Here is a 12,588-nt window from a genome sequence, read left to right on the forward strand (position 1 = left end):
ATGAGCCTGCTGAAAATCAAGAACCTCACCGTCAAGTTCGCCACCGCCACCGGCGCGTTCACGGCCGTCAACGGCATCGACGTCTCCGTGGACAAGCATGAGGTGCTGGCCATCGTCGGCGAGTCCGGTTCCGGCAAGTCGGTATCCATGCTCGCCGTCATGGGGCTTTTGCCCGATACGGCGACGATCACCGCCGACGAGATGATCTTCGATGGTATAAACCTGCTGGCCATGTCGCCGCAGGAGCGCCGCAAGCTGATCGGCCGTGAGATCACCATGATCTTCCAGGAGCCAGTTGCGTCGCTCAACCCGTCCTTTACGGTCGGTTTCCAGATCGAGGAGGTGCTGCGCCTCAATCTCGGCATGGGCCGGTCTGCGGCGCGTGCACGCGCACTGGAGCTGTTCCGGTCCGTCGGTATTCCCGATCCGGAAACCAAGCTCAATGCCTATCCGCACCAGATGTCCGGCGGTCAATGCCAGCGTGTGATGATCGCCATCGCCATCGCTTCCAAACCGCGTCTCTTGATCGCCGACGAGCCGACCACCGCGCTCGACGTGACGATCCAGAAACAGATCCTCGATCTGTTGATGGATCTGCAGGAAGAATACGGCATGGCGCTGATCCTCATCACCCATGACATGGGTGTCGTGGCCGAAACAGCAGACCGCGTGGTCGTGCAATATAAGGGCCGCAAGATGGAGGAAGCGGATGTGCTGAGCCTGTTTGAGGCCCCGCAACATCCCTATACCAAGGCATTGCTTTCCGCGCTGCCGGAACATGCGACCGGCGACCGCCTGCCCACGGTTTCCGACTTCTTCGGCAAGGAGGGCGTTCAATGAGCATCGTTGTCGAAGGCAAGGGCATTACCCGCCATTATCACGTTCCGGGCGGCCTGTTCGGCGGAGCAAAGACCGTGCAGGCGCTGAAAGGCATCGATTTTGCCGTCGAGCGCGGCAAGACGCTCGCCATCGTCGGCGAGTCCGGTTCCGGCAAATCGACGCTTGCGCGCATCATCGCGCTGATCGACCCGGCATCCGGTGGCGAGCTGAAGATCGACGGCCAGCCGGTCGATATCGCAAAGCGCCGTCCCGGCACGGACATGCGCTCCAAGGTGCAGATGGTGTTCCAGAACCCCTATGGTAGCCTCAATCCGCGCCAGAAGGTTGGCGACGTGTTGATGGAGCCGCTTGTCATCAACACCAAAATGCCGGCGTCCGAGCGTCGTGAGCGGGCTGAAGCCATGCTCGTGAAGGTTGGACTGGGTCCCGAACACTTCAACCGATATCCGCACATGTTTTCTGGCGGCCAACGGCAGCGCATCGCGATTGCGCGGGCGCTGATGCTCAACCCCGCACTTCTGGTGCTGGACGAGCCTGTCTCGGCACTCGATCTTTCAGTGCAGGCGCAGGTGCTAAACCTGCTGAGAGATCTCCAGGAAGAGTTCGAGCTGACCTACGTCTTCGTCAGCCACGACCTTTCCGTCGTTCGCTATATCGCCGATGACGTCATGGTTATCTCGAAGGGTGTAGCCGTGGAGCAGGGCACGCGCGAGGAACTATTTGCCGATCCGAAGCACGCCTATACACGCCAGCTTTTTGCCGCCACTCCGGTAACGGATGTAGACGCCATCCGCGCCCGCGTGGAGCGCCGCAAGGCGGCACGGCAGGCTGCGACTGCTTGAGATCGACGATTGACCGATGAATAAGTGGAACAGGCCGGATTTCCGGCCTGTTGTTTTTTCAGGACTTCAAAAGATTGCGGGGGTACGCTCAGGCGCCGGCCTCTCTCAGCAGACGCACCTGCCGCAGCGTATTCTGCCGGCTACGCTCCAGATGGCGCCATAGGGCGTCGATAATCTGGGCCTTGCTGCGGGCGGCTATGGCGTCGGCAATGTTCTGGTGTTCCTCGACAGAGCGGGCGTAGTCGCCAAGGATCGATACGAAAACCGTGTGGGTCTGGTCGAGAATGCGCCCATGCGTGCCGGAAATGACCGGAATGCGCGCGGCCGAAACAAGGGCCGTGTGGAAGCTGCGATCGTGAAACAGCGCTTTGGAGAGATCGTCCAGCGTCGCGCTCGTGGCAAATTCACGGTGTTTCGCAAGGCTTTCCAGAAGCTGCGCATGCAAGGCTTCGTCCAGCTGCCCGGCATCGAAGGCCACTTCCACAGCGCCTTTTTCCAGCAGCATTCTGGCGGCGTAGAGTTCTTCCACATCCTCCACGGTAAAATCGCGCACCACCATGCCGCGCCTTGAGGAATTGACCACCAGCCCGTCTGCCTCGAGTTTCAGGCATGCTTCCTTGACCGGCGTGGKGCTGATGCCGAGATCGGCGGCAAGTTCGTTGGGCAACAGCCGTTCGCCGCCGCGCAATCTGCCGCTGACGATGCGCGCCCGCAGTTCCTGATGCGCTTGGTCGGCGAGCGTGACTTTGATCAGTGTGTTCATGGCAACACCATCACCTAACCGCGAGTGACAGGCAATGACAAAATATAAAAAATAAAAAATTTTTTATTTTACAATGGTCGATTTTGCTTTAGCTGTATCCGTCATCGGAAGCTGGCTGCTGGAGGAGGGTGGCCGGGCAATCCCCTGAGGCTTCATCTCCTGCGGTCATTGATCGCGGGGCCGTGGCGACATTCCACTGGTTGATCGGTAGAGCTTCGATCAGAACGGAACTTCCGTTTATTCCTCCCCAAAGGCTGCTCAAGCGTCGAGGAATTGACCGATCATGAAAATAACCGCTGTCGAACCTTTCATCCTGCATCTGCCGCTGACATCGGAATCCATTTCCGATTCCACCCACAGCATCACCCATTGGGGCGTCGTCGGCGCAAAAATTACGACGAGTGACGGCCTTGAGGGATACGGCTTCACCGGCACCCATGCGCATCTGCCGTCCGACCGGTTGATCACATCCTGCATCAGCGATTGCTATGCGCCTCTGCTGATCGGCGAGGATGCATCCGAACATTCGCGGCTGTGGACAAAACTTGCCCGTTATCCGTCCCTGCAATGGGTCGGCCGCGCGGGCATCACCCATCTGGCGCTGGCTGCGGTCGATGTGGCGCTCTGGGATCTGAAGGCGAAGAAGGCGGGCGTTCCACTCTGGCAATACCTCGGCGGCGCGCACACCACAGGGGTCGAAGCTTACAATACCGATATAGGCTGGCTTTCCTTCAATCTCGAAAATCTGCTGGCGGGCAGCGCCAGGGCAGTTGAAGAGGAAGGTTTTACCCGCCTGAAAATCAAGGTCGGGCACGATGATCCGAATATTGATATCGGACGCCTCGCGGCGGTGCGCAAGCGTCTCGGCTCCGCGATACGCATCGCTATCGATGGCAACGGCAAGTGGGATCTGCCGACATGCCAGCGCTTCTGCGCGGCGGCAAAGGATCTGGATATCTATTGGTTCGAAGAACCGCTCTGGTACGACGATGTGACCAGCCACGCGCGGCTGGCACGCAACACATCCATTCCCATCGCTCTCGGAGAGCAGCTTTATACGGTGGATGCGTTCCGGTCATTCATCGACGCGGGCGCTGTTGCCTATGTCCAGCCGGATGTAACCCGGCTTGGCGGCATCACCGAATATATCCAGGTCGCTGACCTCGCGCTCGCCAATCGCCTGCCTGTCGTTCCGCATGCCGGTGAGATGAGTCAGGTGCATGTGCATCTGAGTTACTGGCATCCGGCATCGACCATCCTCGAATATATTCCGTGGATCAAGGACCATTTCGAAGAGCCGATCCATGTTCGCGATGGTGTTTACAAGCGCCCGGAGCATCCCGGCGCCAGCACCACGCCTTTGGCCGAAAGCATCGCCCGCTACGGCAAAGCGGTGAAATGAAACAGAGGCGTTCAGCCCGGATTGCATCCGGCCACGGGGCTTCGGCGTCGTCAAAGGAATCGTGCGCTATCGAAGACTTGATCGCACCGTCACCCAGAATCTAATCCGGGGTGACGGTGTGGGCTTGATGCAGGTTTTGCCAGACTTAGCGCCAGCCGAGTGCAGGAGCCACCTGTTTGAGGATCGTCTCGATAACATGGGCGTTGTAGTCGACGCCTAGCTGGTTCGGCACGGTCAGCAACAGTGTGTCGGCCTCGGCGATAGCTTCGTCGGCTTTTAGCTGCTCGATCAATGCTTCCGGTTCGGCGGCGTAGCTGCGCCCGAAGATCGCGCGCGTCTTGTCGTCGATGTAACCGATCTTGTCGTCACCCTCGCTGCCGTAACCGAAATAGGATCGGTCGCGATCGCTGACGAGAGCGAAGATGCTGCGGCTGACAGACACGCGAGGCTCGCGGGCGTGTCCAGCCTCTTTCCATGCGGCGCGGTAAGCACGGATCTGTTCGGCCTGCTGCACATGGAAGGGTTCGCCGGTCTCATCCGTTTTCAGGGTGGAGCTTTGAAGGTTCATGCCAAGCTTTGCCGCCCAAACCGCCGTCGCATTGGAGCTGGAACCCCACCAGATGCGCTCGCGCAACCCTTCGGAGTGCGGCTCCAGCCGCAGCAGGCCGGGCGGGTTGGGAAACATCGGCCGAGGGTTCGGCTCGGCGAAACCTTCGCCCTTCAGAAGCTCGAGGAAGACTTCGGTGTGCTGGCGCGCCATGTCCTCCTCGGTCTGGCCCTCGGCAGGGCGGTAGCCGAAATAGCGCCAGCCGTCGATCACCTGTTCGGGAGAACCGCGACTGATGCCGAGTTGCAGGCGTCCGCCGGCGATGAGATCGGCTGAACTCGCATCCTCCACCATGTAAAAGGGGTTCTCATAACGCATGTCGATGACGCCGGTGCCGATCTCGATACTTTTCGTTCTTGCGCCAACGGCGGCAAGCAGCGGAAAAGGTGATCCCAACTGGCGGGCGAAGTGGTGGACACGGAAATAAGCGCCGTCGGCGCCGAGTTCTTCCGCAGCAACGGCCAGGTCTATCGATTGCAGCAGGGTGTCTGCAGCAGAGCGGGTCTGCGACTGGGGCGAGGGCGTCCAGTGTCCGAAGGATAGAAATCCGATCTTTTTCATGATGACCTTCCAAATGTTTAGGATGCAGCTGACTTGAGCCGGCATCGTTGTTGTCAGTCATATAGGCTGCAGTGCGGATTCTCCAATCCGCCACGCGTAGACACGGTGTCGCCGAAATGTGAACGACGGTTGTTTCAGGCGATCGTCTTGCGGTCGAGGATGAAGAGATTTTGGTGGGCGCGCGCCGTCGTGAGAATGAAATCCATCAGCGAGCGCACGCGCGGCACATTGGCAAGGTCCTGATGGCTTGTCAGCCAGTAACCCCGCCGCAGTTCCACTTCACCTGCCAGCACCATCTGCAGGTCCGGAAAGCGTGCGGCGATGAAGTTGGGCAATATGCAAAGGCCACGTCCGCTCAGCGTTGCAGTCAACTGCGCAAAAATGCTTGATGACTGGAAGTTGGGTCGGAGGCCGGGCATCACGTCGCGCATGTAATCGAGGCCCGGCGAGAAGATCAGATCCTGCACGTAACCGATAAAGAAATGATCGGGCAAATCTTCGCGCCGCGTGATTTTCGGGTGGCTGGCAAGATAGGAACGCGATGCGTAGATATGCAGCGTGTAATCGACGATCTGTTCGTTGATGTAGGGGCCTGCTTTCGGCGGATCGAGTGTGACCGCCACATCCGCTTCTTTCTTCGACAATGCCATGATCTGCTGGATCGTAACCATCTCCACCATGATGTGCGGATGGGTGACGGCGAAGTCTTTCAGCCTTTCCACGAAGAAAAAGTTGGAAAAACCTTCAGGCGCACTGAGCCTGACCACGCCGCGCAGCAGGCTGCCGCTTTCGGAAATATCCGATTGCAATCTTTCCGCTTCCGCCTCGATGCGCTCGACGGTATCGACCAGGCGCCGCCCGACCGTCGTCAGTTCGTAACCACGTGGATTTCGCTCGAACAGCTTGGTTTTAAGCGAGAATTCCAGCCGGTCGATGTGGCGGGAGACGGTGGCGTGGCTGGTGCGCAGGCTACGCGCTGCCGATGAAAGTTGTCCGGTGCGGGCCACCGCCAGAAAATATTGCAGGTCGTCCCAGGTAAAAGGCGTGGCCAATTCGGTCTCCATTGCGAGGTCTGTTCAAAAATGAACAGTTCCTGTTCGCAATTTGATGATGCCCCGCTCTTGTGTCAACGGCCGAATTCGAGAAGTCTACATAGGGAGGCGCTGCTTTGAGGAGGGTGGCGCGACCGTTGTGATGCAACACCGTGGGACGATCGCCATGCGCCTTCGTTCACCGTTGCACAGACCTATCTGAGGCTCGCAATCATCTCTGGGAGGAGAAGTCATGCGCAAGAGTATCGTTTTATCCACGGCCATGGCACTGGCGGCAGGCACCGCCGCTTACGCTGCCGAGATTTCGGACGCCAAGGTCAAGATCGGCATCTTGAACGACCAGTCGGGCGTCTACGCCAATTTTGGCGGCAAATACTCTTATGAGGCCGCGAAGATGGCGGTCGAGGATTTTGGCGGCAAGGTGCTGGGCGCGCCGGTGGAAGTGGTAACGGCTGACCACCAGAACAAGGCGGATGTCGCCTCCAACATCGCCCGGCAGTGGTACGACACCGAACAGGTCGATTCGATCATGGAACTGACCTCTTCCTCGGTCGGCCTTGCCGTGCAGGCTCTCTCGAAGGACAAAAAGAAGATCACCATCAACACGGGCGCTGCGACCACGGAACTGACGGGCAAGCAGTGCAGCCCCTATGGTTTCCACTGGGCCTACGACACCTATTCGCTGGCAGTCGGCACCGGCGGTGCGCTGGTGAAACAGGGCGGCGACAGCTGGTTCTTTCTGACTGCGGATTACGCCTTCGGTTATTCGCTGGAAGAAAACACGTCCAACTTCGTCAAGGCCAATGGCGGCAAGGTGCTGGGTTCCGTGCGCCATCCGCTGGCCTCTACGGATTATTCCTCCTTCCTGTTGCAGGCGCAGTCATCAGGCGCGAAGGTCATCGGCCTTGCCAATGCCGGTCTCGACACCTCCAACGCCATCAAGCAGGCCGCTGAATTCGGTATCGTTGCGGGCGGGCAGCGGCTGGCGGCCCTTCTCTTTACGCTTGCCGAAGTGCACGGCCTCGGTCTCGAAGCGGCTCAGGGCCTGACGCTGACGGAAGGGTTCTATTGGGACCGCGACGATGAATCGCGCAAATTCGGCGAACGGTTCAAGGAACGCACCGGCGCCATGCCGAACATGGTCCACGCTGGTACCTATTCCGCCGTGCTGCATTACCTGAAGGCCATCGATAAGGCCGGCACCGACGATGCTGACGCCGTGGCAAAGGCCATGAAGGAAATGCCTGTCAACGACGTCTTCTCGAAGGATGGCCATGTGGCCGCCAATGGCCGCATGATCCACGACATGTATCTGATGGAAGTGAAGAAGCCGGATGAGAGCAAGCAGCCGTGGGACTACTACAAGGTGCTTGCCACGATCCCCGGCAAGGAAGCCTTCATGGACCCCGCAAAAAGCGGTTGCCCGCTGGTAACGCAGTAAAAAGGGGGAACTTCATGATGATCGCTCCCGCCCCTGCCGGTCAGGCGGAACCCCGCGTCGTGCTTTCGGCGCGCGGTCTCTCCAAGACCTTCGGCGCATTCGCGGCCGTGAAAAACGTCGATCTCGACGTCCATCATGCCCGCGTGCATGCACTTATTGGTCCGAACGGCGCCGGCAAAACCACGGTCTTCAACCTGTTGACCAAGTTTCTCCAGCCGACAGGCGGGGCGATCACCTTCATGGGAACGGATATAACAAAGACGCCGCCGGACAAGGTGGCGCGGCTCGGTCTCGTCAGGTCTTTCCAGATATCGGCGGTGTTTCCGCATCTGACGGTTCTTGAGAACGTTCGGGTGGCGTTGCAGCGGCCGAATAACCTTTCAACGCAATTCTGGCTGCCGCTCTCTTCACTCGACAGGCTCAATGCACGTGCCGAGGAGTTGATCGCAACGGTTGGCCTGACACGGGAAAAAAATGCACTTGCGGCCGATCTTTCCTACGGTCGCAAGCGCGTTCTTGAAATCGCCACGACGCTTGCGCTCGACCCGAAGGTATTGCTTCTCGATGAGCCGATGGCGGGCATGGGGGGCGAGGATGTCGCGCATGTCGCCGATCTCATCCGCGAAGTGGCCAAAACGCGCGCGGTGCTGATGGTCGAACACAATCTGAAGGTCGTGGCGGATATCTGCCATCAGGTCACGGTGCTGCAGCGGGGCGAAATTCTGGCGGAAGGCGATTACGCCACCGTATCCGCCGATCCGCGCGTGCGTACGGCCTATATGGGCACGGAGGAGGCGTGATATGGCGGCAATGCTCGAAGTCTCCAACCTGAAATCCTGGTACGGCGAAAGCCAGGCGCTGCACGGTGTCGATCTGACCGTCGGCGAAGGCGAAACCATCACCATTCTCGGGCGCAATGGGGTTGGCAAGACCACGACGCTGCGCACCATCATGGGCATCATCCGCAACCGCAAGGGCGTGATCAAGCTCGGCGGCAAGGATCTGATGCCGGTGCCGTTGCATCGCACGGCGAAATACGGCCTCGGTTTCGTGCCGGAAGAGCGCGGCATCTTCGCGACACTGAGCGTCGAGGAAAATCTGAAACTGCCGCCCGTCGTCGCATCCGGCGGCATGACGCTCGATGAAATCTACGAGCTGTTTCCCAATCTTTACGAACGCCGGGCGAGCCCCGGCACCAAGCTTTCCGGCGGCGAACAGCAGATGCTGGCCATGGCGCGCATCCTGCGCACAGGGGTCAAGGTTCTCCTGCTCGATGAGCCGACCGAAGGGCTTGCGCCTGTAATCGTGCAGCGCATCGGTGAGGTGCTGAAGACCTTGAAAAGTCGTGGCATGACAGTGGTTCTGGTCGAGCAGAATTTCCGCTTCGCCAGCCGCATCGCAGATCGTTTCTACCTGATGGATCATGGCCAGATGGTCAGCAATTTTCCGGTGGGCGAGCTTTCCGGCCGCATGGGCGAACTCAATAAAGTGCTGGGGGTTTAACGATGACCATGCTCTTCGGCGTTCCGCTTCAGGCCCTGCTCGGGCAATTGCTGATCGGCCTCATCAACGGGTCGTTTTATGCGCTCCTGTCGCTCGGCCTTGCCGTCATTTTCGGCCTCCTGCGCGTCATCAATTTCGCCCATGGCGCCCAATATATGCTTGGCGCTTTCGTCGCCTTTCTCGGCCTGCAATATTTCGGCATCAGCTTCTGGTGGGCACTGGTGGTGACGCCGCTTGTCGTTGCACTTTTCGGCGCGATCATCGAGCGCCTGCTACTGTCGCGGCTTTACGATCTCGATCCGCTGTATGGGCTGCTCTTCACCTTCGGCCTGGCGCTGGTGGTGGAAGGCACGTTCCGCTGGCTGTATGGTGCGGCGGGTCAACCTTATTCGGTTCCGCGCGAGCTTGCCGGCGGCACCAATCTCGGCTTCATGTTCCTGCCGAACTACCGCGCTTTCGTTGTCGTCATCTCGCTTGTCGCCTGCATCGCCACCTGGGCGTTGATCGAAAAAACGCGGCTCGGCTCCTATCTGCGGGCGGCGACGGAAAATCCGACACTGGTGCAGGCCTTCGGTATCAACGTGCCTGTGCTCCTGACGCTGACCTACGCGCTGGGTGCGGGCCTTGCCGGCTTCACCGGCGTGCTGGCCGCGCCGATCTATCAGGTCTCACCGCTGATGGGCACCAACCTCATCATCGTCGTCTTCGCCGTCGTCGTGGTCGGCGGCATGGGGTCGATCATGGGCGCCATCGTCACCGGCTACATGCTGGGTATCGCTGAAGGCCTGACCAAGGTGTTCTACCCGGAAGCGTCCAACATCGTCATCTTCGTCATCATGGCCTTTGTGCTGCTCATCCGCCCCGCCGGACTTTTCGGAAAGGACGCCTGATATGTCCAAAGCCACTCACAACCCGACAGCCGGCGCGATGCCGCAGGCCGAGGTTTCCGCAACCGCTGGAACCATCAAGACCGTGATGATACTGGCAGGATTGGCCGTGCTGATCGCTGCACCGATGTTCGTTTATCCGATCTTTCTGATGAAGCTGCTTTGCTTCGCGCTGTTTGCCTGCGCCTTCAATCTGCTGATCGGTTACACCGGGCTGCTTTCCTTCGGCCATGCGGCATTTTTCGGCGGCGCTGCCTATTTCACCGCCTATTCGGTGAAGGAATGGGGCGTCACGCCCGAGATCGGCCTCCTCATCGGCATGGCGGGTGCCGCCCTTCTTGGCCTCGTCATCGGCTTTTTCGCCATTCGCCGGCAGGGCATCTATTTCGCCATGATCACGCTTGCCTTGTCGCAGATGTTTTATTTTTTCTGCCTTCAAGCACCCTTCACCCATGGTGAGGACGGATTGCAGGGCGTACCGCGTGGACACCTCTTCGGCCTTCTCGATCTCAACGCGCCGCTGAACATTTACTACACGGTGCTGGCCGCCTTCGTGCTGGCACTTCTCGTCATCTGGCGTTTCGTCAACTCGCCCTTCGGCATGATCCTGAAATCCATCCGCGAAAACGAGCAGCGCGCCATTTCTCTTGGATACAGCGTGCAGCGTTACAAGCTTGGTGCTTTCGTCATGTCGGCGGCGCTTGCCGGTCTTGCGGGCGGCCTGAAGGCGCTGGTGTTCCAGTTCGCAACCTTGACCGATGTGGCCTGGCAGATGTCGGGCGAGGTTATCCTGATGACCCTGCTCGGCGGCATTGGCACCATGATCGGCCCGATCTTCGGTGCGGGGCTTGTCGTCGCGCTGCAGAACTATCTCGCGACATCCGATTTCCCGGTCACCATCATCACCGGCTTCGTTTTCATGGCCTGCGTTCTGGTGTTCCGGCGCGGTCTGATCGGTGAATTTTACGCTTCGCGGCTCGGGCGAAAACTGGGTTTTCAGCACCGGGGATAAGAATTTTTTGAAACAGGGGGAAGGCTCCTCCGCGTCCGGGGCGACGCGGCAAGGGCGCCCCATGGAGAATAGCATGGCGGAATTTGACTATATCGTCATCGGAGCGGGAAGTGCGGGATGCGTTCTCGCCAACCGCCTCTCGAAAGACCCGAACAATCGCGTCCTGCTGCTGGAAGCGGGTGGCAACGATAATTATCATTGGATCCATATTCCGGTCGGTTATCTCTATTGCATCAACAATCCGCGCACCGACTGGTGTTTCAAGACGGCGGAAGAACCTGGGCTTAACGGAAGGTCGTTGATCTATCCTCGCGGCAAGGTTCTCGGCGGCTGCTCCTCCATCAACGGCATGATCTATATGCGCGGTCAGGCCCGCGACTACGATGTCTGGCGTCAACTCGGCTGCGAGGGTTGGGGATGGGATGATATCCTGCCCTATTTCCTGAAGTCGGAGGATTTTTATCGCGGCAAGGGCGACATGCATTCCACCGGCGGCGAATGGCGGGTGGAGAAGGCGCGCGTGCGCTGGGATGTGCTTGATGCCTTTCAGCAGGCGGCGGGTGAGGCCGGCATTCCTGCGACCGAAGATTTCAACCGGGGCGACAATGAAGGCGCCGGTTATTTCGATGTGAACCAGCGGTCGGGCTGGCGCTGGAACACGGCCAAGGCCTTTTTGAAACCGGCGCTTGGCCGCCGGAATTTGACAGTCATGACCAAGGCCCATGTCAAGCGTCTCATCGTCGAAGAGGGCCTGGTCACAGGCGTCGAGTTTCACCACGACGGCGTCTTGAAAAAGATGCGTGCACGGCGCGAAACGGTGCTTTCGGCAGGTGCAGTCGGTTCACCACACATTCTGGAGCTTTCCGGCGTTGGCCGCGGCGACGTGTTGCAGGCCGCCGGTATCGACACAGTGACGGAAGTTCAAGGTGTGGGCGAGAACCTGCAGGATCATCTGCAATTGCGCATGGTCTATAAGGTTTCAGGCGTCCTGACGCTGAATGAGAGGGCCTCCACGCTGTTCGGAAAGGCAAGGATCGGCCTCGAATATGCTTTGACCCGCTCCGGGCCGATGTCGATGGCGCCGAGCCAGCTTGGTGTCTTCACCCGTTCCTCTCCGGAAAAGGAGACGGCGGATCTGGAATATCATGTCCAGCCGGTGTCACTCGACAAGTTTGGTGATCCGGTTCACACTTTTCCGGCCATTACGGCAAGTGTCTGCAATCTGCGGCCCGAAAGCCGAGGCTCAGTGCATGTGAAAGGACCGGATTTCGCCATGCAGCCGGAAATCCGACCGAATTATCTGTCGACGGAAGGCGACCGCCGGGTAGCCATCGATTCCATGCGGCTGACGCGCCGCATCGTCAACCAGCCCGCCTTTTCGCGGTTCAAACCGCAGGAATACCGGCCCGGCCCCACTTTTGAGAATGACGACGATCTGGCCCGCGCTGCGGGCGATATCGGCACGACCATATTCCACCCCGTCGGCACCCTGCGCATGGGCTCCGATGCCGAAAGTGTTGTCGATACGCGGCTGAAATTCCGCAAGCTTGCAGGGCTGCGTGTGGCGGACGCCTCCATCATGCCGAGGATCACGTCCGGAAATACCAATTCGCCAACGATCATGATTGCCGAAAAGGCTGCCGACATGATCCTTGCGGATAATCGCTAAGAGGAGCGT

12 protein-coding genes are annotated in these 12,588 nt (G+C 59.3%); 9 read left to right on the forward strand and 3 right to left on the reverse strand.

Annotation, left to right across the window (positions count from 1 at the left end; translation table 11 throughout):
• Positions 1–840, forward strand: a complete 840-nt coding sequence (locus AC1DCP_RS18745; protein WP_004431942.1) for an ABC transporter ATP-binding protein — start codon at positions 1–3, stop codon at positions 838–840.
• Complete coding sequence (locus AC1DCP_RS18750) at positions 837–1,682, forward strand: ATP-binding cassette domain-containing protein (protein WP_004431943.1); 846 nt, start codon at positions 837–839, stop codon at positions 1,680–1,682. The genes AC1DCP_RS18745 and AC1DCP_RS18750 overlap by 4 nt, the downstream gene beginning before the upstream one ends.
• 88 nt (positions 1,683–1,770) lie before the next feature.
• On the opposite strand, the gene AC1DCP_RS18755 is transcribed toward AC1DCP_RS18750, so the two are convergent.
• Positions 1,771–2,445 (reverse strand): GntR family transcriptional regulator, encoded by a 675-nt coding sequence (locus tag AC1DCP_RS18755; protein WP_476774562.1) that lies wholly within the window; start codon positions 2,443–2,445, stop codon positions 1,771–1,773.
• 283 nt (positions 2,446–2,728) lie between these two features.
• Between AC1DCP_RS18755 and AC1DCP_RS18760 the strand changes: the two genes are divergently transcribed.
• Positions 2,729–3,847, forward strand: a complete 1,119-nt coding sequence (locus AC1DCP_RS18760; RefSeq protein ID WP_004431946.1) for a mandelate racemase/muconate lactonizing enzyme family protein — start codon at positions 2,729–2,731, stop codon at positions 3,845–3,847.
• A gap of 145 nt (positions 3,848–3,992) precedes the next feature.
• Here AC1DCP_RS18760 and AC1DCP_RS18765 read toward each other — a convergent pair whose 3' ends face one another.
• Entirely contained in the window at positions 3,993–5,015 is a 1,023-nt protein-coding gene (locus AC1DCP_RS18765) for an LLM class flavin-dependent oxidoreductase (protein WP_004431948.1), read from the reverse strand.
• Between the two features lie 134 nt (positions 5,016–5,149).
• Complete coding sequence (locus tag AC1DCP_RS18770) at positions 5,150–6,067, reverse strand: LysR family transcriptional regulator (protein ID WP_025595208.1); 918 nt, start codon at positions 6,065–6,067, stop codon at positions 5,150–5,152.
• Positions 6,068–6,299: 232 nt separating this feature from the next.
• On the opposite strand from AC1DCP_RS18770, the gene AC1DCP_RS18775 reads away from it, so the two are divergent.
• The 6 genes from AC1DCP_RS18775 (at position 6,300) to AC1DCP_RS18800 (ending at position 12,579) form a co-directional block, all read left to right on the forward strand.
• Complete coding sequence (locus tag AC1DCP_RS18775) at positions 6,300–7,508, forward strand: ABC transporter substrate-binding protein (RefSeq protein ID WP_004431951.1); 1,209 nt, start codon at positions 6,300–6,302, stop codon at positions 7,506–7,508.
• Positions 7,509–7,522: 14 nt separating this feature from the next.
• Complete coding sequence (locus AC1DCP_RS18780; protein ID WP_025595206.1) at positions 7,523–8,308, forward strand: ABC transporter ATP-binding protein; 786 nt, start codon at positions 7,523–7,525, stop codon at positions 8,306–8,308.
• 1 nt (position 8,309) lies between these two features.
• Complete coding sequence (locus tag AC1DCP_RS18785) at positions 8,310–9,011, forward strand: ABC transporter ATP-binding protein (RefSeq protein ID WP_004431956.1); 702 nt, start codon at positions 8,310–8,312, stop codon at positions 9,009–9,011.
• Positions 9,012–9,013: 2 nt separating this feature from the next.
• The gene (locus AC1DCP_RS18790) at positions 9,014–9,901 is read left to right on the forward strand and encodes a branched-chain amino acid ABC transporter permease (RefSeq protein ID WP_004431959.1); all 888 of its coding nucleotides are present in this window, start codon (positions 9,014–9,016) and stop codon (positions 9,899–9,901) included.
• Position 9,902: 1 nt separating this feature from the next.
• Positions 9,903–10,910, forward strand: coding sequence for a branched-chain amino acid ABC transporter permease (locus AC1DCP_RS18795; protein WP_025595204.1), 1,008 nt, complete (start codon positions 9,903–9,905; stop codon positions 10,908–10,910).
• A 73-nt stretch (positions 10,911–10,983) separates the two neighbouring features.
• Positions 10,984–12,579, forward strand: coding sequence for a GMC family oxidoreductase (locus AC1DCP_RS18800; RefSeq protein ID WP_004431964.1), 1,596 nt, complete (start codon positions 10,984–10,986; stop codon positions 12,577–12,579).
• The last annotated feature ends 9 nt before the right edge of the window (positions 12,580–12,588 follow it).

The organism is Agrobacterium sp. 10T429 (assembly GCF_056393925.1).